We start from the raw sequence: 19,618 nt of genomic DNA on the forward strand, positions 1-19,618 counted from the left end.
TTATTCTATAATTTTAAAAATTTTAGCACCCCCTAGGCATTTTGTATTTTTATAAAAAATTGCAAATTGCCCCGGAGAGATTCCATTGTCTTTTTTATTTAAAGAAATTTCCATTAAGTTATTGGCAATAAGTTTTAGTTTACATGAATATTTCTTTTCGCCATGTCTTATTTTAATTTTGAAATTTTCAAAATTTGAAGGTGTGTTGTTTATCCAATGTATTTCATGAACTAAAAATTTGCGTTTTGCTTGTTTTAAATAATTTTCGTTATGGGATATATATATAATATTTTTTTCCAAGTCTTTTTCTATGACGAACCACGGTCCGTTGCTAAGCTTTATTCCCCTTCTTTGTCCAACTGTAAAAAACCAGTATCCGTTGTGAATTCCTATTATTTTTCCTGTTTCTTTTTCAATTATATTTCCCTTTCTCTCTCCAAGATGATATTTAATAAATTCGTTATATTTAATTTTTCCTAAAAAGCAGATACCCTGACTATCTTTTCTATCTTTGTTGGGTAAATTTATGCTTTTAGCTATTTGTCTTACTTCGCTTTTAAGTAATGTGCCTAAAGGGAAGTATAGTTTTGACATTTGTTTTTGAGAGAGATGAGATAAAAAGTAGCTTTGGTCTTTAATTTTATCTTTTGCCTGTTTTAAGAAAAATTTGTTTTCTTTTATTTGTATTTTAGCATAATGTCCTGTTACAACTAAATCATATTGGCTATTGATTTTCTCAAAAAATGCTCCAAACTTTATCCTTTGATTACAAAAAATATCTGGACTTGGGGTATTGCCATTTTTAAGTTCTTCAATAGTATAGCTTACTATTTTGTTATAATATTCTTTTTGAAAGTTTATTATTTCATATGGTACATTAAATTTATTGCATATAGCTTCAACATAATTTAAATCTTCTTGCCAAGGGCAGTTTCCAATATAAGACAGTTCATCTTCAACCCAAATTTTTAAATAGTAACATTTTATATTTGAATATCCTTTGTTTATAATTTTATAAAGGGCAACAGAGCTGTCAACTCCTCCAGATAAAAGCACGGCTATTTTCATAAACTTCCATTTTTAGATTTTATTATATAAGATTTTGCTAATTTTTGTAAATTATAATATAATACATAAGTTAACAATGCATTGAGGAATATATGAAAATAGGTATTAGTGATATTAGAATTTTTTTACCTTTAAATTATTTAGATTTTTCTGTTCTTTTGGAAAATCCTTTATATTCGTCCAATGAAGTTTTTTTAAAAAAAATCAATAGAGCAATAAATGCAACCTTGCAAAAAGGTTTTAGGTTTACTGGTCCTAATGAGGATAGTGTAACCATGGCAAGTTCGGCTGTTAAGCTTATTTTTGACAACAATAATCTTGATCTAAGCAAAATTAGAATGCTTTTGGGTGGAACTGAGACAGGTGTTGATCATTCAAAGGCCATTTCTTCTTATGTTTTTGGAGCTTTAAGGCAATCTGGCATTTGCCTAGGAAATAATTTTCTAACTTTCCAGGTTCAGCATGCGTGTGCTGGCGCTGCTATGTCTTTGCATGCTGTAGCAAGTGTTCTAAGTCATTCTAATAATTCTGAATATGGCATAGTTTTTTCTTCAGATATTGCACATTATAGCAGTCTTACTACGGCTGAGATTACCCAAGGAGCTGGTGCAACTGCAATTTTGGTTGAAAAAAATCCAAAGCTACTTTCGATCAATTTATTTGAATATGGAGTTTATACCGATGATGTTGACGATTTTTTTAGACCTTTTGGAAGTGTTGAAGCTAAAGTGCGAGGTCAATATTCAGTTGAATGTTATAATAATGCAAACGAAAATGCTTTAAGAGATTTTGCTTTCAAAAAGCAACTTAGCATGAAAGATTTATTTTCTAATTATAGATTTGTTTTGCATGTTCCTTTTGCTAAAATGCCAATAGATTCAATGCATTATATTTTGAAAAAATATTATAGTGATGACGAATCTGTTAGAAATGCGTATTTGCAATCAATAGATTTTTACGATGGCGTTGAGGCTGCTATGGAAGTAGGAAATTTGTATACGGGTTCAATTTTTCTATCTTTAGCATTTTATTTAAAAAGGGTCTTTTTAAAGAAAGATATTACAGGGGAAAAGATATTGTTTTGTTCTTATGGATCTGGCAATATTATGATTATTTATGAACTTACCATTGAAGAGGGCGCTTTTGATGTTGTTAAATTATGGGATCTTGATGGGCTTATAAAAAATAGAAATAATGCAAATTTTGAAGAATATAAAGATTTTTTTCAAAATAAAGTAGTTCCTGGTGAATCCAGAGGATTTTATTTGAAAGAATTAAGGAATGATGGATACCGAGTTTATGGGTATCGAGCCTAATATATTAGAAAATAAAAAAAAGCATATTGAGATTTGTTTAAATAAAAACGATGTTAAAAGTAGTTGCAATTTCTTAAAGTTTATTAAGCTGAAACATAATGCTCTTAGTGATTTTAATTTCTCGGAGATAAACATAAAAGAAGAGATATTTGGATACAATATTAGCATGCCTGTTTTTATTTCTTCCATGACAGGAGGCAGTAAAGAGGGGAATAACTTTAATAAATCTTTAGTTAGAATTGCAAATTATTTAAAAATTCCTATGGGCTTAGGTTCTTTTAAGCTTTTGTTTAAGTATCCCGAGCACATAAGAGACTTTACTCTTAAAAGGTATGCTCATAATATTCCTTTGTTTGCCAATGTTGGTGCTGTTCAGATTGTTGAGTTTGGTATTTCTAAAATAGCTGAAATGATTAAAAGATTAGAAGTTGATGCAATTGTTGTTCATCTTAATGCGGGACAAGAATTGATGAATGTTAATGGAGACAGAAATTTTAAAGGAATAAAAGAGTCGATAGCCAAATTGTCTGACTTTTTAAGTGTTCCATTGATTGTAAAAGAGACAGGTTTTGGAATTTCGCCAAAAGACGTTAAGGAGTTATTCAGCCTTGGCGTTTCTTATGTTGATCTTGCTGGGAGTGGTGGAACCAATTGGATTTTAGTAGAAGGCATGAAGGGCAATAATCTAAACATTGCATCTTGTTTTTCTGATTGGGGAATTCCTTCAATTTTTACTTTACTTAGTGTTGATGATTCTCTAAAGGCTAATATTTTTGCATCTGGTGGATATGAGACGGGCATGGATATTGTTAAAGGGATTGCTCTTGGAGCTAGACTTATAGGCGTTGCAGCAGTTGTTCTTAGATCTTTTTATGATTCAGGAGAAGATGCTGTATTTAATCTTTTTTCTGATTATGAACATGTTTTGAAAATGTCTATGTTTTTAAGTGGAAGCAAAAGTTTGTCAGAACTTAGAAATAATAAGTATTTTTTGAGTAGTTATTTGCTTGATGAGCTTGGGGTCTTTAAGCAGTTTTATGGAGCTTAGTAAAAATTTTAGGTATAAAAGTGTTTTAGAAAAAAGGCAAGAGATAAAAAGTTTTTTGGGATTATCTTTTAAAGATTTTTTTTATAATAATGCTAATGAAGATTTTCTTTTTAATATGATAGAAAATTATATTGGATATTTATCTTTTCCTATTGGAATTGTAAAAAATTTGAAAATAAATGGCAAATACTATTCTTTGCCAATTGCAACAGAAGAGTCTTCTGTTGTTGCTGCCTTAAATCTTGCGGCAAAGATTCTTGAAAATGCTGATTTGAGTTATTCTTTGGGTGAAGTGTTGGGAATTTCTCAAATTTATATAAAATCGGAAAAAGATTTAAGTAAAATTTTTGTTGATCTTGGTGATAAAATTAAGACTTGGGTTGAACCTCTTTTGACCAATATGAATCAAAGGGGAGGTGGGTTTAGAAAGCTGTCAACTAGGTATATTAAAGAGCTTGGTGTTCAAAAATTAAATCTTTATGTGGATACTTGTGATGCTATGGGTGCTAATTTGTTAAACTCAATTGCAGAGCGTGTAGCAGAATCTATTTTTTTAGAATTAGGATATGAGTGTGTTTTAAAAGTTTTAAGCAATGATATTAGTGAATTTACAGCCAAAGCCCGTTTTGTTTTAGATTTTAAACATTTGCTAACGGGCAAAGAGGATTCTTGGAATTTGGCTAAAAAAATTGAACTTATTTCTAGTATAGGTTTTTATGAGGAGGAGCGAGCTGTTACTAATAATAAAGGCATTATGAATGGAATTACAGGGGTGTGTCTTGCAACTTTTAATGACACAAGAGCTCTTGAGGCCTCTGTTCATAGATTTGCTTCAAAAAGCGGCAAATATCTTCCCCTTAGTAAATTTCATACGACTGATAATTCTTTGGTTGGAGAGATTGAAATTCCTTTGCAAGTTGGAACTAAAGGCGGGGTTATATCTTTTAGTGAGGCTTCAATTTTAAGTTTTAAAATTATGAATGTAAGCAGTAAGAGCGAGTTTATTGGTATTCTCTCTTGTGTTGGGCTTGCTAGTAATTTTGCGGCATTAAGGGCTCTTGCATTTAATGGGATTCAAAAGGGTCACATGAGATTACATGTTAATAAAATACTCTACCTTTTAAAGACAAAATATAATATTTCTGATTTTGAGAAAGACAAATTATTATTGGAAATGGAAAGAATGGATATTTATTCTTTTAATTTTGCTTTTGAAATTTTAAAGAGAATAAGGTTAGAGAATGAAAGTAAAGTGTAAAGTTCATGCAAGCTTGGCTTTAATTAAATATTGGGGTAAGAAGGATGTTTTTTTAAACATTCCAGCTACTTCTAGTCTTGCGGTTAGTGTTGATAAGTTTTATTCAATAAGTGAGCTTGAACTTTCAGATCGAGATGAAATAATTTTAAATTCAAAGCCAGTTATATTAAAGAATAGAGAAAAGGCGTTTTTTGATTATGCAAGAAAAATTCTTAATGAACCGAATGTTAGATTTAAAATTAAAAGTAAAAACAATTTTCCAACATCAGCAGGCCTTGCAAGTTCAAGTTCAGGTTTTGCCTCTATTGCTGCTTGTATTTTGAAATATTTTAATAAATATTCTTGTAATAGTGCATCTAATCTTGCAAGAGTAGGATCAGCTTCTGCAGCAAGGGCTGTTTACGGGGGGTTTACTATTTTAAAAGAGGGTTCAAAAGAATCTTTTCAATTAAGAGATCAATCTTATTTTAATGATTTGCGAATAATATTTGCCATAATTGATACTAATGAAAAAGAATTGTCTTCAAGAGTTGCAATGAATATTTGCAAGCACCATGAATTTTATTATGATGCTTGGATTGCTTCTAGTAAAAAGATTTTTAAAGATGCTTTATATTTTTTTTTAAAAAAAGATTTTATACATTTTGGAGCAACTATTGTAAAAAGTTATCAGAATATGTTTGCCTTAATGTTTGCGTCTTCTATTTTTTATTTTAAAAATAGTACAATAGATTTAATTAGGTATGCTGCTGATTTGAGAAATGAGGGGATTTTTGTATTTGAGACAATGGATGCGGGCCCTCAAGTAAAGTTTCTTTGTTTGGAGGAAAATTTAAATACCATTTTAAATGGACTTAAGCAAAATTTTACTGGCATTGATTTTATTGTTTCAAAGGTTGGATGTGACTTAGAATGGATTTGATTAGTTTTTCTGTACCCGGAAATTTACTTTTAATGGGGGAGTATACTATTTTAGAAGAAAAGGGATTGGGGTTGGCAATTGCCATCAACAAGAGGGCATTTTTTTCTTTTAAAAAGAGCGATTCTTGGCGCTTTTTTAGCAAAAAGAAAGAGATAGACGATTTTTCTTTAATAGAAAATAGAAACGATTTTGTTTTTAAAATGTTTGCTTACTTGAGTCAAAATTGTTTTTTTAATCTAGAGAACTTTGCATATGATGTATATATTGATACAAGTAATTTTTTCTTTAATGATGGAACTAAAAAGGGATTTGGCTCAAGTGCTGTTGTTGCTATTGGCATAGTGTGTGGGCTTTTTTTAATTTATAATGCTACCAATGTTGTTGATAAGGTTAAAATTTTTAAATATTGTTTAGAAGCTTACAGGTATTCTCAAGGAGGAATAGGTAGTGGATATGATATTGCTACTAGTATTTTTGGAGGTGTTATTGAGTTTGAAGGTGGTTTTAACCCTAAATGCAAGCAGCTAGGTGCTTTAGCGTTTAATGATTTTTATTTGATGCAGGGGTTGCAAGCAGTTAAAACTACTGCGTCTATTTGTGAATACAATAAACATAGAGATTCTATTTTAGATTTTATATTGAAATGCAATTTGGAGATGAAAAAACTTGTTTTAAGTGTTAGCAATTCTAAGTCTGCATTAATTTCTAGCTTAAGAAGTGCTAAAGAATTGGGATTGGCAATTGGAGAGGCAATAGGAGTTTCGGCAGCTCTGCCTTCAAGTTTTGATCACCTTTTGAGTCAATGTGATTTGATTAAAGCTTTGGGAGCTGGAAATGAAACTTTTTTAGTTTACAGGCCCAATATTAAAGCTTTTGATTTATCAAAAATTATTCCAATTGTTTTAGAGTATGAAGGCATTAAGTTTGAGACCAATAAATGCTAAAAATAAGAAAGCCCGCTAAAATATTGTTCTTAGGAGAGCATAGTGCTGTTTATGGGTTTCCAGTTATTGGGGCTACAGTGCCAATTTATATGGAGTTGGTGTATAGTGTGTCTAAAAATTGGAAATATTTAGGAAAACCCAGCAAGAGATTAAATAGCCTTATAAATTTTATTGTTTCAAATTATAGTAAAGTTAATCCGATTGAGTTTGCTATAATTTCTGAAATTCCTATTGGAGTCGGATTTGGCTCTTCTGCTAGTCTTAGTTTATGCTTTGCGGAATATATTACAAGTCATTTTGAGTATAAGGATTGTAATAAAATTTTGTTGGCAAATCAAATTGAAAACATTTTTCACGGCAAATCTTCTGGAATGGATATTAGACTAATTGATCTTGGCGGAACTTTTTATTTAGAGAAAAAAAAAGATGTTTTACATTCAAAAAGAATAAAAGATTCTGGTTTTTATTTTTTAATAGGAGCGATAAAAAGAGATTTAACAACTAAAGAAATAGTTCTTAATTTGAAAAAACATCTATTATCCAATGCTGAGTTATTTGTTTTTATTGAAAAACTAGGGCTTGCTGTAAGTAATTCTTATTTTTCTTTTCAGAATAAGGATATGTATTCTTTAGCTAATGAAATGAATGTTGCACAATATTGTTTAAAGAGTTTGGGGTTGTCCAATGATACTCTTGATTGGCTGATAAGTAGGGGGATCGAATTGGGCGCTCTTTCTGGCAAGTTAAGTGGTGCTGGTAAAGGGGGAGCGTTTATTTTTCTTTTTGAAAGTCTAAGAAAAGCTAACACAGTGCAAAAAGAATTAAATAGTATACTTAAAAATTCTAAAATAAAATTACTTTTAGAACTAAAAGTAATTAAGGCTTAGATTATTTTTGGGCCCAGAGAGATTCGAACTCCCGACATCCTGCTTGTAAGGCAGGCGCTCTGACCAACTGAGCTATGAGCCCTTTTACTACTAATAAGTAGTATACAGTATAAGCTTTAATGGTGTCAATTCTTATATTTTCTTTTTTCTTTTTCCGAAAAGAACTACAAATATATCTATATTGTTGGCTGTTTTTAATCTATAGCCACCTATTTTATCGGTATCTGTATTAATAAGAGCGTTTTTGTGGCTTGGACTATTAAGCCATGCATTAACTACTCTGTTAAGTTCAATTCCTGATGCCAGTATCTCTCTTGTTAAATTAAAGGATTTATCGTATTTATGTATTCTTTGCATTGGGGTTGTACCAAAAAGGGTATGAGTTAGCGTTCTGTTTTCCCCTAGTTTAATAGCATATTCTTTTGCAACTTTTTCAAGAGTATCATCTATTTCTAGATGGTTTAGATTTAAATTTTTTCTCAATTCAGCAATTTCTGAATATAGAATTTTCATATCTTCTTTTGTATCTATTTGGTGCATTGTGTTTAAATTGCACGCTTGAGATAAAAAAAATGTAAAAATTAAAATCAATTTTTTCATTAAATATCCTTTTTATTTATTATGGTATTAAAATCATAATTATATCCCATTATGTATTATAATAATTATATAAAGGAGATAGTTATGGAAAAGTATTTAGGCTATATAAAAAAGGATGATTTAGAAGCAATACAATTAAAATTACAAGAATTGTTAGCAAGTTTGCATATTTTTTATTCTAATTTAAGAGGTATTCATTGGAATATAAAAGATACCAATTTCTTTGTTATTCATAAGAAAACTCAAAAGCTTTATGAATATATTGAAAAAATTATTGATATTGTTGCAGAGCGTTCAAGAATGCTTGGATATGATTCTGAATTTAGATATTCTGAGTTTATGAAAAAGTCTTTTATTAAGGAGCTTGATATTGAATCAACTTCTAATTTTTTGCCTTCAATGCAAAACATTGTTTGCAGTATTGATGAGATTTTGAAAAATATTTTTGGAATGAGAAAATTGCTTGATACGGCTGGTGATTATGGTACAGCTAATATTATGGATGATATCATGAGTGATCTTGAGAAGCATTTATGGATGCATAAGGCAATACTTGAAAATTGTAATTGTTTTTGTCACGATGAGCATGAAAGCAAATATTGTGAGTGCGATACAAAATAACAATTTTATTAAAAGGTTTAACTTGTACTAATGAGTTTATCTGCATTAAGGCTGTAGTTGTTGTTGGAGATTTATGAGTATTAGAAATATTGGAATTATGGCCCATATTGATGCTGGCAAAACTACTACCACAGAAAGAATTATTTATTATACTGGCAAAAGTCATAAAATGGGGGATGTGGATTCAGGAAACACTATTACTGACTGGATGCCTCAAGAGCAAGAAAGAGGAATTACTATTAGTTCAGCTGCTATTACTTGCCATTGGAAGGATTGCCAAATAAACATTATTGATACTCCTGGACATGTTGATTTTACGGCAGAAGTTGAAAGATCTCTTAGAGTTCTTGATGGGGGTGTTGTTATTTTTAGTGCTGTTGATGGGATTCAGGCCCAAACAGAAACTGTTTGGAAACAGGCAGAAAAATATGAAATCCCACGACTTGCTTATGTTAATAAGATGGATAGAATAGGCGCTGATTTTTTTAAAGTTGTGGGAGATATTGAAAATAAATTTAAAACCGTTCCTTTAGTTTTGCAAATCCCAATTGGAAATGAAAGCAATTTTGAAGGAGTGGTTGATATTATTTTAAATAAAGAGCTTCATTTTTCAATGGAAAATGGAATTCCAAAATTAACTTATAGTAAAATTAGAAATGAATTTGTTGAAAAAGTGGTTCTTTTTAAAAAAAAAATAATAGATATTCTGAGTCAATTTAGCGAAGAAATTACTCAATTATTTCTTGAAGATAAAGAGATTGGTTTAGATATTATTAAAAAAGAGATTAGAAGAGGCACTATTTCTAGATTTATTATTCCTGTTTTAATGGGAACTAGTTTAAAAAACATTGGAATAGAACCTTTGATTGATTCGATTGTAGATTATTTACCAAGTCCTTTTGAAAAAAGTTTTAGTGCTTTTTCTCTAGATGCAAATAAAAAAATTTTAGTTAATCCTAATGAAAATGAGAAATTGTCTGCTCTTGTTTTTAAAGTTCAATATTCAAGTGTAATTGCTGCTCATCTTTATTTTATTAGAGTTTATTCTGGTGAAATTAATTCTAATAAAAAAATTATCAATGCTTCAAATGGTAAGCGTGAAAAGTTTACAAAAATTTTTAGAGTTTTTTCAAATAAAAATGAACAAATAGATTTTGTAAAAACAGGTGATATTGGTGCTGTTTTAGGATTAAAGTTTTCTGTTACAGGAGATACTCTTGTTGAAGAAAACAATAATGTTTTGCTTGAATCTGTTATATTTCCAGAGCCGGTTGTTTTAATGTCTATTGAGCCCGAAAGATCATCAGATGAGGCTAGGCTAAAAGAGATTTTTGAAATAATATCCAAAGAAGATCCTACCTTTAGTTATTCTGAGAGTAAAGAAACAGGGCAATTGATTATATCTGGAATGGGTGAATTACATCTTGAGATTATTTTGACAAGAATTAAAGATGAATTTAAGCTTAATGTTTATACGGGAAAACCTCAAGTAAGTTATAGAGAAAGTGCTGGTAAAATTGTAAAAGAAGTTTTTGAGTTTAACAATATTTTTGCTGGCAAAAATATTGATTTTAAAATTGGAATGATCATTAAACCTTTGCTAAGGGGTGAGGGAAATAAAATTGATTTTGAATGTGATGTTGACCCTGCAGTTAAGTCTGCAATATTGAGGGGAATTACAGCCACATTTGTAAGTGGAATGTTTGGATATCCTATTATTGATATTAATGTTAGCATTTTTTCTATTATTTGTGGGGCTAATAAGATTAGCGAGAGTGCTTTTGAGTCAATTTCAGGATTTGCTTTTCATAGTATTTTTCAAAAATCAGATCCTATTAGACTTGAGCCAATTATGTTATTAGAAATTAGAACGCCTATTGAACATACAGGAGAAATTATTTCTACATTAAATGTTATAGGGGGCGTTATTCATTCGGTTAGCAATATTGGAGAGTATGATTTGATAAAATCAGAGGCGGCGTTTGAGAAACTTTTTGGGTATGCTTCTATTTTAAGAAGTTCTACTAAAGGAAGGGGTAGTTTTACTATGGAATTTTCTTATTTTAAGGAAAAAATAAGTCAAAGTTATTAGTTTTTAAGGCAAAATGGCTTTTCTTGTGTGTATTATTTTTAAACCCAATTAATTTTTATTGATGAGTTTTTATGTAAAAATGATTTTATTCCTTTTTTGTCATGCTTTAAGTTTTTGATAGTTTATGAATGTGATTTTATGATGTAAAATATTTTTTAGCCTTATAAAGGCATTTTTGTCTTTTAGGTATAGATAGAATATTGTATTGGTTTTTGCAATATGATATTATACAATATTTTTTTATTTTAAAAATAAAGGAGGTGTTATTATGCAGGGTGAAAACATGGTTTCAATCAGAGGCGGGAATAGAAGAAAAATTCTTCTTAGCTTGAAAAATATGCAATATTCAAGAACAGACTTAGCTCGTAAGTTGGCTCTAACAAATGCTGCGGTTACTATTTTGACTAATCAAATGATAAAAGAAAATCTTTTGATTGAAGTTGGTTCTAGGGTATCTGATGTTAAAAAGCATGGACGAAAAGAAATACTTCTTGATATTAATAAAGATTATGCATATTCAATGGGAGTTATTATTTCTAGCAATTATTTTCAAATAGGTATTGCTAATCTTAAATGCGAGGTTTTAATAAGCGAGACTCATTCTTTTGAGCCCCCGGTTAGTGCTTATGATATTTTAGAAAAAATAAAAGATCATATGATAGAAATTATTTGGAAACATAATTTCTCAAGAGATAAGTTTATTGGCTTGGGCTTTAGTATTACGGGATTAATAAAGGATAAAGAATCAGGCATTGTTAATGATAGTTATGGAGCATGGATTGAAAAAGATGTTCCTGTTAAGAGAATACTTGAGGAATATTTTTCGCTTACGGTTTATCTTGAAAGTTATGTTAAAAATTTATCTCTTGCTGAATTTATGGGTAAAAATATAGATAATATTATGTTTTTTGACTACACAGATACTGCTGAACTTTCGATTTGGTCAGGCGGAAATGTTTATCCTGGTTTTAATAATAAATCAGGCATGGTTAGTCATATGATAATTGATTATGAAGGAGAAAAAAATTGTCCAACTTGTGGCAATAAGGGTTGTGTCAATATGCTAATATCTAATTTTGCTTTGCAGAGATTGATTTCAAAAGAGTTTATGAATGGGGAGATTCCTGAGCTTTATGAAAAGTATGAAGGCAGATTAAAAAAGGTTACAATATATGACATTTTTTCTCTTTATGAAAAATATGATTTTATAAATAAAATTATGGAAGATACTGTTAAATATTTGGCAATAATTATTATTAATATTCAAAGAATGCTTGATTTTAATTATTTAGTACTCTATGGTCAAAGTTTTAAATTAAAAGCTTTTTTTGATTTGTTAAAAGAAGAGATTAAAAAGCTTAATAAAGAGAATATAGTATTAAAGCTTAGTTCATTAGATACTAAAGTTTCTGTTGTTGGACCCGCTTCTAGTGTTATTTTTAATAAATTTTATTTGACAGGAGGAGATATTGATTAATATTGCCTTTTTTTGTATCTTATATTTGACAAGATTATTTTTGAGAATAAGGATTATTTTTAATGCTTGAAACTTTGGGGTCAAATTTTAGAAATTTTATAAACTATCTTTCTGGAAAATCTACAATAAATGATAAAAATATTGCAGAGGCTATTGAGATTATTAAAAATTCTTTAGTTGATGCTGATGTTAACTTAAGAGTTATAAGGCGTTTTTTAAATTCTATAATTGAAGAATCCAAGGGAATAAAAGTTTTAAGGGGTATTGATCCAAAATCTCAGTTTATTAAAATTGTCAATGATAATCTTGTTAAATTTTTGGGAGGTAAAAGTTATGAGCTTAGTTTATATCCTGCCAATAAACAATCTTATATTCTTATGTTGGGACTTCAAGGATCTGGTAAGACCACAACATGTGCCAAGCTTTCTTTAAAGCTTAAAAAGGAAAATAGAAAAGTACTTCTTGTAGCTGCCGATACATTTAGAGCAGCAGCTGTAGAGCAGTTAAAAATATTGGGTGGCCAAATAGGTGTTCCAGTATTTTCAATTGAAGAGGAAAAAGATCCTATTAAAATTGTTAAAGCATCTATGAAGTTTGCCGAGTCTAATTTTTTTGATTCTGTAATAGTGGATACTAGAGGGCGACTTGAGGTTGAATCTTTGTTGCTTGAAGAGATAAAAAAAATTAAGGATATTTTGCGACCCGCAGAAACCATTTTAGTGGTAGACTCCATGATGGGTCAAGTTGCTGTAAATATTGCTAAGGAATTTAATGAGAATGTTGAACTTACTGGTGCAATATTTTCTAAGTTTGATTCAGATACTAGGGGAGGTGCCGTATTATCGTTTAAAAGTATTTGTGCAGTTCCTATTAAATTTATTGGTGTTGGAGAGAAAATTGACGATCTTGATTCCTTTTATCCAGAAAGAATTGCTTCTAGAATTCTTGGTATGGGGGATGTTGTTAGTCTTGTAGAGAAGGTTCAAAGCGTTGTTGACAAAGAAGAGGCTATTAAGCTTGAGGAAAAAATTAATAAAGCCAGTTTTAATTTTGAAGACTATCTGAGCCAATTTAGGCGAATTAAACAGGTAGGAGGGTTTTCTAATTTTATAAGTTTTTTACCGGGTGTTTCAAAATCAATGCTAAATAACAATAATTTAAATGAAGAAAGTTTTAATAAAGAAGAAGCTATTATTCTTTCTATGACTAAAAAAGAAAGGATAAATCCAGTGATTTTGAATAATCCCTCAAGAAAAAAAAGAATAGCCCTAGGAAGTGGAACAACTGTTTTTGATGTAAACAAGCTCATAAAAAAGTTTAGTCAAGCAACTTTGATTATGAAAAAAATGAAAAATAAAGATTTTCAAAATAAGATTGCATCCCTTTTGGGAAAATAAGGAGGAATAAATTTGAGCGTTAAGATAAGATTGAAAAGAATGGGTGCTAAAAAAAGGCCTTATTATAGGATTGTAGTTATGAATTCTACGTCTCCTAGAGATGGTAGAGCAATTGAAGAGCTTGGTTACTATCATCCTGTTGAAAAGCAAAACCAAATAAAAATTAATGAAGATAGAATGAAAGATTGGATAAGCAAGGGAGCAATTTTAAGTGATACAGTGAAAATGCTTTTAAATAAAAACAACTTGAATGCTAAAAGTCAGGAGGTTTAGATGAAAGAGTATGGGAATGAGATTGAACTTATAGAGTTTATAGTAAAGTCTCTTGTAGATAAAGAAGATGAAGTAAAACTAAATGTAATTGAGGGAGAAAAATCAACTATTCTGGAATTAAGGGTTTCCCAAAGCGATGTGGGCAAGATAATCGGAAGACGGGGGCGTATTGCGCGGGCTATTAGAACTTTGCTTGGAGCGTGTGCTGCTAAAACCAATAGGCGAGTGCAACTCGAAATTTTAGATTAATTTATGTTTATTAAAGGCGTTATATTGTCGTCTTATGGAGTTGATGGGTATGCTAAGGTTAAAAGCATATCCAATAATTTTAGTGATTTTATTAATCTAAAAAACAATAAAGTTCTTTTAAAAAAAAATAATGATTCTATTATTGAAGTTAAAGTTGTAGATGTTAGTATAAAGGGTAATTCCTTATTATTGAAGTTCGAAGGAATTGATACTCCAGAGGCAGTTAAGCCGTTGATTGGTTTTGAATTGTGGGTTGGTGATTTGCTTGCGTCGAGATTAAAAGAAGGCGAATATTATTTAGGAAAACTGATTGGCTATGCTATTGTTAATAACAATAAAAAGCTAGGAGAAGTTGTATCTTTCTTTGAATATTTAAATAGTATATTTCTTGAGGTCAAAGTGGGTATTAAATTTTTCTTTATTCCCTTTTTGAGCATTTATGTTGGAGATATAAATGCTCAAAAAAAAACAATTGAGATTAAGGTTTTAGATCTTTTAAAATGAAATTTACAGTTTTATCCCTTTTCCCAGCAATAATTAAACCATTTTTTGAAAATTCAATAATGAAAAAAGCTATTAACAAGGGAATAGTAAGTTTTGAGCTTGTTGATGTTAGAGATTTTTCAAAAGATAAACATAAAAGATGTGATGATTTGCCTTATGGAGGTGGTGCTGGGATGGTATTGAAGGCCGAACCCATTTCTTTTGCTCTTGATCATGTAGAAGCTGTTAAGAAGACAACAATATTCCTAAGTCCTTCTGGGATAAAGTATAGCCAAGAGTTGGCGTATTCCTTGTCAAAAAAAGAAGAAATTGTTATAATTTGTGGAAGATATGAAGGAATTGATCAGCGTATTGTAGATTTGTATGTTGATTTTGAGATTTCTATTGGAGATTATATTTTATCTTCAGGAGAGATTGCAGCTCTTGTTTTAATAGATAGTGTATACAGGTTGTTAGATGGAGTAATAAATCCTAATTCTTTATTAGAAGAATCATTTGGTGTAAAAAGTGGATTGCTTGAATATCCTCATTATACCAGGCCTTATAATTTTAAGGGGTTGAAGGTTCCAGAAGTTCTTGTTTCAGGGCATCATGAAAATATAAAGAATTGGAGACTTGTTAAAGCTAGAGAAAAAACTAAAAAAAATAGATATGATTTATACCTTAAATATTTGGAGATAATAGGAGAAGATAATGGATTTGATAAGAAAAATTGAAGCTCAAAATAAGAAAAATGAGGCTTTTGTCTTTAATGTGGGAGATACTGTGAGGGTTGCCTATAAAATTATTGAAGGTAGTAATGAAAGGTTGCAGAGTTTCGAAGGGATTGTTATTTCTTTCCAAAACAAGGGAATTGGCAAAACGTTTTTGGTTAGGAAAATTTCCTCAGGAATAGGTGTTGAAAAAATTTTCCCATTATATTCTCCTATTATAGAAAAGGTTGAAGTTTTAAGAAAAGGAAAGGTTAGAAGGGCAAAGCTTTATTATATGAGGAATAGAATTGGTAAAGCTGCTATGAAGATAAAGGAGCGTCTTAATATTAAAAAAGCTAAGCATTAAGTTTTAAATTATTTTAAATGTATTAGCAAATTAGGTCATAAGATGAATCAAATTAGATTAAGAATTATTTTTGATTGATCTTTTGTTTTGTAAATTTTTATTCAAGATTTAGTAAGGTTTTACGGTTTTAAGAAATGATTTTGGAAGCTTGATCGTGTATTTATTCTAATTAAGAACATTAAGTAACCATTCTTATTAAATTCTAATGTGAGTTTAATTGTACTTTTGTCGTTAAAAAGCTAAAGATTTGAAATTTTGATCTTTTGAAAAACTTTTAAGCCATATGAATGATTTTGTTCTTAAAATATTGTTTTTATTTTATGTAGAGTAAATATTTATTCTGTAGTTAAGGGGGTTGATTTTGAAATATACTCAAAGTAAGTTTAAGAGTAGTAATTTTCAGAAACACAATAAACGTTTTTATGGTTTTAAGAATAAAAGATTAAATTCTGAGAGTAAAAATCAAAATGTTGCTCCGCTAAGTAGTTTTAATAATAGATCGACTGTTTTAAATGCAGATAAACAAAATGTTTTTAAAGGTAAATTTAGAAGAAAAAGTATAAAATTTAAAACAAGAATAAATCTTGATATTGCTTGCGCTATTTGTGAAAAAAAAATAAATGATATTGTTTTTAGTATGTCTTTAAAGGTTGAAAATGAAGATAAACCTGTTCATTTTGATTGTGTTGTCAATAAATTAGCCGTTGAAAATAATCTTTCAAGGAATGAAAAATTGGTTTATAGAGGTGCTGGTAAATTTTTTATTGTGGATACATCTTCTAGAGGAGAATATTTATATTTCAAAGTTATTAAAGAAATTGAATTTGAAAATTTAGAAGAACAGCCAATATGGCGTAAAAAAATTCTTAAAGATATTAATAGAGGATTTAGGCTTTCTTGATATGAAGGTGGCAGTTTTTCCGGGATCTTTTGATCCAATTACTTGGGGCCATATTGATTTAATTAAAAGATCTTCTGCTATTTTTGATAAAGTTGTTGTTTTAGTGGCTAAAAATAAATCAAAAAAATATTTGCTAAGTGATATTGAGAGGTTTGGTCTTACAAAAGAAGTTATCTTGTCTTTAAATTTTTCAAATGTATCTGTAGATAGATATAGTGGGTTTATTGTTGATTATGCATTAATTAATTCTATTAAATTTATTGTTAGGGGAATTAGAGCTTTTAATGATTTTGATATAGAGTTTGAACGATATCTTGTTAATAATAAGTTAAATTTTAAAATTGATACTATATTTTTACCAAGTAGTGCAGAACATTTATATGTAAGGTCGGATTTTGTAAAGGAATTAATGAACAAAAAGGATGTTGATCTTTCTAATTTTGTTCCAGAATTGGTGTTCAATAGATTAAAATCTAAGTTTATTGACAAATGACTTGGTTAATATATATATTATTAAGATAATTTAATGTAGTTTAAAAGTAGTTAGGAGAAAGTAATGGCTGTTCCAAAATTTAAGCCTTCAAAATCTAGAAGTAGAACAAGGCGTAGTATAAATATGAGGAAGAAAATTCCGCAATTTCAAGAATGTTCTAATTGTGGGAATCTTGGAGTAAGACATAGGATTTGTTTAAAATGTGGACATTATAGGAATAACCAATATCTAGAAATAGGTTTGTAGCTTGTAGTAAGGAAGGTGTATTCATGGATAATGATGAAATTTTTAGCAAGGTTAGGTCTATTATATCTGAGCAACTTGATAAAAAGGAAGATGAAATTACTATAGATTCTAGATTTGTTGAGGATCTTAATGCAGATAGTCTAGATATTTATGAGCTTTTGTATTTGCTTGAAGAGGCCTTTGATGACAAGATTCCGGAGAACGAAGCCAATGAATTTGAGACGGTAGGCGATGTTGTTAATTTTATTAAAAAGAGAAAAGGTTGATGAAAAAAAATTCTTCCGATTTTTGTTTGAGTAGTGAAAGAAAAGCTCAATTAAGTGAGTTTTTGGAAAATTTGAGCATTGATTTTAGTAATTTTGATTTATTAAATACAGCATTGAGCCATTCGTCGTATTCAAATGAGTTGGATCAAAAATCTAGTAATAATGAGAGATTAGAATTTTTGGGAGATTCTGTGCTTAATTTAATTATTACAGATCATCTTTATAAAACTTATCCAAATAAAAGTGAAGGGGAGCTCAGTAAGGCTAGATCTTACATTGTTAGTGAAGATTCCTTATCTAATATTGCTAGAGAGATTAATCTTGGTTCTTACATTTTACTTGGCAGAGGAGAGGAGAGTAATGATGGTCGAAACAAAAAAGGCATTCTTGCAGATGCCATTGAAGCTTTTGTAGGCGCTATTTATCTTGATAGTGGGTTTTCAAGATCAACAGAATTTGTGGTTGGACTTTTTGATATGTATATAAGATTGATGTTTAATAGAGGCGATTTTAAAGATTATAAGAGTTTGTTGCAAGAATATGTTCAAAAGAAATATAAAATCTCGCCAAGTTATAAGCTAGACAGGGAAATAGGTCCAGACCACGATAAAGTTTTTTGCGTTGAACTTTATGTTGGGGAAAATTTTATATCAAACGGGAAGGGTAAATCTAAAAAAGAAGCCGAAATGAGAGCGGCTGAAGTAGCTTTAAAAGCCATGGAAAATATTAACCTTTAAGGTTTTAATTTTTTTTATTAGATAATTTTTAGTATTAAGCTTGGGATTTTCAATTACACAGCTTAGCAGTATGTTTAAAATTTTGCCTATATTTTTGTTGTCTATTTGTTCTAGATTTTGTATATCTTTTCCGTTTATTTTTAAATCTTTTAAGGAGAGAGGGTTTTTTAGCAATTTTTTTCTTTTTATGTTTTTTATTATAAATAAATATTTTTTGTTTTTTCCTTTGAGCGCTTTGTATACATCAATTATTTCTTTGTAATGCTCTCTTGTGCTCTTGCTAAGTAAATATCTAATATCACTTAATTTTTTGACATTAAAAATGTTGTTATTATCTATTATGCTTCTATAAAATAAAATTAGCCTAATTTCTTTATTTGAAAATTTAAGTAAAGTTAATTTTTCTTTTAGTTCTTTTACAGGTTTTTTAATTGTTAATATTGTTATTGCTTTTAAATAAAATTTATCTTTATCAAGTAGGGTAATTTTTTTTATTAATTTTGTTTTTATTTCTATATTGAAAAAATTCTTAAAAAAATTGACTTTTTTAAGATAATAAATTCCTTTTTGTATGTTTACACCTTCTAGCAATTTATGAAATTCATTTTTTATTCTTTCTTTTGAAATCATTAAAATATTTTCTTTTTTATATTTCATTGAAATTAAAGTATTTTTTTCAATGTTAAAATTAAGCGTGGATGAAAATCTTGCTGCCCTGAGTATCCTAAGGGCGTCTTCTTCAAATCTTTTATTTGGATTTCCTATGCATCTTATTATTTTTTTATTAAGGTCTTTTTCCCCGTCATAGCAGTCTATTATATTGAAGTTGAAAATGTCCATTGCAATTGCATTAATTGTAAAATCTCTTCTTTCAAGATCTTTAATTAAATTTTTAGTGTATTCTACTTGTTTGGGGGCCCTGTTGTTTTCATATTCTTTTTCTATTCTGTATGTTGTGATTTCAAAGATTTTTTTATTAAAAATAATGCCAATTGTGCCATGTTTTATTCCTGTTTTAATATTATTTGGAAATAATGTTATTATTTCTTCAGGAGTTGCATTTGTTGCAAAATCAAAATCGTAAGGTTGCTTATTAAGTAGTAAGTCTCTTAATGCGCCTCCAACTAAATAAAATTCGTAGTTGTTTTTTTTAAATATTTTACCAATTTTAATTATATTTTGATTATCTTTGCCTAGATTCATATAAAATTATATTATAGTGTAAATATTTTTTTTCTAAAATTGATTTACAATTTTAAT

General features: G+C 29.2%; 23 protein-coding genes and 1 tRNA gene. 20 read left to right on the plus strand and 4 right to left on the minus strand.

What is annotated here, in order from left to right; translation table 11 throughout:
• Nucleotides 1-1,068 (minus strand): tRNA 2-thiouridine(34) synthase MnmA, encoded by a 1,068-nt coding sequence (gene mnmA / locus HNP67_RS01350; protein ID WP_184124254.1) that lies wholly within the window; start codon nt 1,066-1,068, stop codon nt 1-3.
• A 92-nt stretch (nt 1,069-1,160) separates the two neighbouring features.
• Between mnmA and HNP67_RS01355 the strand changes: the two genes are divergently transcribed.
• From HNP67_RS01355 to mvk, 6 genes are read left to right on the plus strand one after another with little or no spacing between them, the layout of a single operon-like run.
• Nucleotides 1,161-2,384 carry a hydroxymethylglutaryl-CoA synthase gene (locus tag HNP67_RS01355; RefSeq protein ID WP_184124255.1) on the plus strand — a complete coding sequence of 408 codons (1,224 nt, stop codon included), beginning with the start codon at nt 1,161-1,163 and terminating at the stop codon, nt 2,382-2,384.
• The gene (fni, locus tag HNP67_RS01360) at nt 2,368-3,432 is read left to right on the plus strand and encodes a type 2 isopentenyl-diphosphate Delta-isomerase (RefSeq protein WP_184124548.1); all 1,065 of its coding nucleotides are present in this window, start codon (nt 2,368-2,370) and stop codon (nt 3,430-3,432) included. Before HNP67_RS01355 ends, fni begins: the two co-directional genes overlap by 17 nt.
• Complete coding sequence (locus tag HNP67_RS01365) at nt 3,422-4,690, plus strand: hydroxymethylglutaryl-CoA reductase, degradative (RefSeq protein WP_236845715.1); 1,269 nt, start codon at nt 3,422-3,424, stop codon at nt 4,688-4,690. Before fni ends, HNP67_RS01365 begins: the two co-directional genes overlap by 11 nt.
• Entirely contained in the window at nt 4,674-5,612 is a 939-nt protein-coding gene (gene mvaD, locus HNP67_RS01370) for a diphosphomevalonate decarboxylase (protein ID WP_184124259.1), read from the plus strand. The genes HNP67_RS01365 and mvaD overlap by 17 nt, the downstream gene beginning before the upstream one ends.
• On the plus strand, nt 5,603-6,556 hold the full coding sequence (locus HNP67_RS01375) for a GHMP family kinase ATP-binding protein (RefSeq protein ID WP_184124262.1): 954 nt from the start codon (nt 5,603-5,605) through the stop codon (nt 6,554-6,556). Before mvaD ends, HNP67_RS01375 begins: the two co-directional genes overlap by 10 nt.
• On the plus strand, nt 6,550-7,443 hold the full coding sequence (mvk, locus tag HNP67_RS01380; protein WP_184124264.1) for a mevalonate kinase: 894 nt from the start codon (nt 6,550-6,552) through the stop codon (nt 7,441-7,443). The genes HNP67_RS01375 and mvk overlap by 7 nt, the downstream gene beginning before the upstream one ends.
• A gap of 8 nt (nt 7,444-7,451) precedes the next feature.
• On the opposite strand, the gene HNP67_RS01385 is transcribed toward mvk, so the two are convergent.
• Nucleotides 7,452-7,525, minus strand: a tRNA-Val gene (locus HNP67_RS01385).
• 50 nt (nt 7,526-7,575) lie between these two features.
• Nucleotides 7,576-8,043 carry a BB0689 family surface lipoprotein gene (locus HNP67_RS01390; RefSeq protein WP_184124266.1) on the minus strand — a complete coding sequence of 156 codons (468 nt, stop codon included), beginning with the start codon at nt 8,041-8,043 and terminating at the stop codon, nt 7,576-7,578.
• Between the two features lie 84 nt (nt 8,044-8,127).
• Between HNP67_RS01390 and HNP67_RS01395 the strand changes: the two genes are divergently transcribed.
• From HNP67_RS01395 to rnc, 14 genes are all read left to right on the plus strand, one after another.
• Nucleotides 8,128-8,664: a Dps family protein gene (locus tag HNP67_RS01395; protein ID WP_184124268.1), complete on the plus strand. Its 537-nt coding sequence runs from the start codon at nt 8,128-8,130 to the stop codon at nt 8,662-8,664.
• Nucleotides 8,665-8,737: 73 nt separating this feature from the next.
• A complete protein-coding gene (gene fusA / locus HNP67_RS01400; protein WP_184124270.1) occupies nt 8,738-10,756 on the plus strand; it encodes an elongation factor G in 2,019 nt (672 codons plus the stop codon).
• Between the two features lie 268 nt (nt 10,757-11,024).
• The gene (badR, locus tag HNP67_RS01405) at nt 11,025-12,233 is read left to right on the plus strand and encodes a host adaptation transcriptional regulator BadR (RefSeq protein ID WP_184124272.1); all 1,209 of its coding nucleotides are present in this window, start codon (nt 11,025-11,027) and stop codon (nt 12,231-12,233) included.
• A 62-nt stretch (nt 12,234-12,295) separates the two neighbouring features.
• Nucleotides 12,296-13,630, plus strand: coding sequence for a signal recognition particle protein (gene ffh / locus HNP67_RS01410; protein WP_184124274.1), 1,335 nt, complete (start codon nt 12,296-12,298; stop codon nt 13,628-13,630).
• Between the two features lie 12 nt (nt 13,631-13,642).
• Nucleotides 13,643-13,903 carry a 30S ribosomal protein S16 gene (rpsP, locus tag HNP67_RS01415; protein ID WP_184124276.1) on the plus strand — a complete coding sequence of 87 codons (261 nt, stop codon included), beginning with the start codon at nt 13,643-13,645 and terminating at the stop codon, nt 13,901-13,903.
• Entirely contained in the window at nt 13,904-14,152 is a 249-nt protein-coding gene (locus tag HNP67_RS01420; RefSeq protein ID WP_002557283.1) for a KH domain-containing protein, read from the plus strand.
• A 3-nt stretch (nt 14,153-14,155) separates the two neighbouring features.
• A complete protein-coding gene (gene rimM, locus HNP67_RS01425) occupies nt 14,156-14,656 on the plus strand; it encodes a ribosome maturation factor RimM (RefSeq protein ID WP_184124278.1) in 501 nt (166 codons plus the stop codon).
• On the plus strand, nt 14,653-15,372 hold the full coding sequence (trmD, locus tag HNP67_RS01430; RefSeq protein ID WP_184124280.1) for a tRNA (guanosine(37)-N1)-methyltransferase TrmD: 720 nt from the start codon (nt 14,653-14,655) through the stop codon (nt 15,370-15,372). The genes rimM and trmD overlap by 4 nt, the downstream gene beginning before the upstream one ends.
• Entirely contained in the window at nt 15,350-15,715 is a 366-nt protein-coding gene (gene rplS / locus HNP67_RS01435; protein WP_184124282.1) for a 50S ribosomal protein L19, read from the plus strand. Before trmD ends, rplS begins: the two co-directional genes overlap by 23 nt.
• A gap of 361 nt (nt 15,716-16,076) precedes the next feature.
• The gene (locus HNP67_RS01440) at nt 16,077-16,616 is read left to right on the plus strand and encodes a hypothetical protein (protein ID WP_184124284.1); all 540 of its coding nucleotides are present in this window, start codon (nt 16,077-16,079) and stop codon (nt 16,614-16,616) included.
• Between the two features lies 1 nt (nt 16,617).
• Nucleotides 16,618-17,109 carry a pantetheine-phosphate adenylyltransferase gene (coaD, locus tag HNP67_RS01445; RefSeq protein WP_184124286.1) on the plus strand — a complete coding sequence of 164 codons (492 nt, stop codon included), beginning with the start codon at nt 16,618-16,620 and terminating at the stop codon, nt 17,107-17,109.
• A 63-nt stretch (nt 17,110-17,172) separates the two neighbouring features.
• Entirely contained in the window at nt 17,173-17,355 is a 183-nt protein-coding gene (rpmF, locus tag HNP67_RS01450; RefSeq protein ID WP_184124288.1) for a 50S ribosomal protein L32, read from the plus strand.
• A 23-nt stretch (nt 17,356-17,378) separates the two neighbouring features.
• On the plus strand, nt 17,379-17,621 hold the full coding sequence (gene acpP, locus HNP67_RS01455; protein WP_004789379.1) for an acyl carrier protein: 243 nt from the start codon (nt 17,379-17,381) through the stop codon (nt 17,619-17,621).
• Nucleotides 17,621-18,358, plus strand: a complete 738-nt coding sequence (gene rnc / locus HNP67_RS01460) for a ribonuclease III (protein WP_184124290.1) — start codon at nt 17,621-17,623, stop codon at nt 18,356-18,358. The genes acpP and rnc overlap by 1 nt, the downstream gene beginning before the upstream one ends.
• Here the strand turns inward: rnc and HNP67_RS01465 are convergent.
• Nucleotides 18,329-19,561, minus strand: coding sequence for a CCA tRNA nucleotidyltransferase (locus tag HNP67_RS01465; RefSeq protein ID WP_184124292.1), 1,233 nt, complete (start codon nt 19,559-19,561; stop codon nt 18,329-18,331). The two genes, rnc and HNP67_RS01465, sit on opposite strands and share 30 nt — an antisense overlap.
• Nucleotides 19,562-19,618: the final 57 nt, after the last annotated feature.

Source organism: Borreliella californiensis (genome assembly GCF_014205885.1).
GTDB classification, from domain to species: Bacteria; Spirochaetota; Spirochaetia; order Borreliales; family Borreliaceae; genus Borreliella; species Borreliella californiensis.

Excerpts from the sequence above, each read along its gene's own strand:
- HNP67_RS01420 (WP_002557283.1), top strand. The coding sequence starts at position 13,904 with ATGAAAGAGTATGGGAATGAGATTGAACTTATAGAGTTTATAGTAAAG.
- fusA (WP_184124270.1), top strand. The coding sequence starts at position 8,738 with ATGAGTATTAGAAATATTGGAATTATGGCCCATATTGATGCTGGCAAA.
- HNP67_RS01365 (WP_236845715.1), top strand. The coding sequence starts at position 3,422 with ATGGAGCTTAGTAAAAATTTTAGGTATAAAAGTGTTTTAGAAAAAAGG.
- coaD (WP_184124286.1), top strand. The coding sequence starts at position 16,618 with ATGAAGGTGGCAGTTTTTCCGGGATCTTTTGATCCAATTACTTGGGGC.
- acpP (WP_004789379.1), top strand. The coding sequence starts at position 17,379 with ATGGATAATGATGAAATTTTTAGCAAGGTTAGGTCTATTATATCTGAG.
- fni (WP_184124548.1), top strand. The coding sequence starts at position 2,368 with ATGGGTATCGAGCCTAATATATTAGAAAATAAAAAAAAGCATATTGAG.
- mvk (WP_184124264.1), top strand. The coding sequence starts at position 6,550 with ATGCTAAAAATAAGAAAGCCCGCTAAAATATTGTTCTTAGGAGAGCAT.
- HNP67_RS01465 (WP_184124292.1), bottom strand. The coding sequence starts at position 19,561 with ATGAATCTAGGCAAAGATAATCAAAATATAATTAAAATTGGTAAAATA.
- HNP67_RS01375 (WP_184124262.1), top strand. The coding sequence starts at position 5,603 with ATGGATTTGATTAGTTTTTCTGTACCCGGAAATTTACTTTTAATGGGG.
- ffh (WP_184124274.1), top strand. The coding sequence starts at position 12,296 with ATGCTTGAAACTTTGGGGTCAAATTTTAGAAATTTTATAAACTATCTT.
- rimM (WP_184124278.1), top strand. The coding sequence starts at position 14,156 with ATGTTTATTAAAGGCGTTATATTGTCGTCTTATGGAGTTGATGGGTAT.
- mnmA (WP_184124254.1), bottom strand. The coding sequence starts at position 1,068 with ATGAAAATAGCCGTGCTTTTATCTGGAGGAGTTGACAGCTCTGTTGCC.
- HNP67_RS01395 (WP_184124268.1), top strand. The coding sequence starts at position 8,128 with ATGGAAAAGTATTTAGGCTATATAAAAAAGGATGATTTAGAAGCAATA.
- badR (WP_184124272.1), top strand. The coding sequence starts at position 11,025 with ATGCAGGGTGAAAACATGGTTTCAATCAGAGGCGGGAATAGAAGAAAA.
- mvaD (WP_184124259.1), top strand. The coding sequence starts at position 4,674 with ATGAAAGTAAAGTGTAAAGTTCATGCAAGCTTGGCTTTAATTAAATAT.
- rnc (WP_184124290.1), top strand. The coding sequence starts at position 17,621 with ATGAAAAAAAATTCTTCCGATTTTTGTTTGAGTAGTGAAAGAAAAGCT.
- rpmF (WP_184124288.1), top strand. The coding sequence starts at position 17,173 with ATGGCTGTTCCAAAATTTAAGCCTTCAAAATCTAGAAGTAGAACAAGG.
- rplS (WP_184124282.1), top strand. The coding sequence starts at position 15,350 with ATGGATTTGATAAGAAAAATTGAAGCTCAAAATAAGAAAAATGAGGCT.
- HNP67_RS01355 (WP_184124255.1), top strand. The coding sequence starts at position 1,161 with ATGAAAATAGGTATTAGTGATATTAGAATTTTTTTACCTTTAAATTAT.
- trmD (WP_184124280.1), top strand. The coding sequence starts at position 14,653 with ATGAAATTTACAGTTTTATCCCTTTTCCCAGCAATAATTAAACCATTT.
- HNP67_RS01390 (WP_184124266.1), bottom strand. The coding sequence starts at position 8,043 with ATGAAAAAATTGATTTTAATTTTTACATTTTTTTTATCTCAAGCGTGC.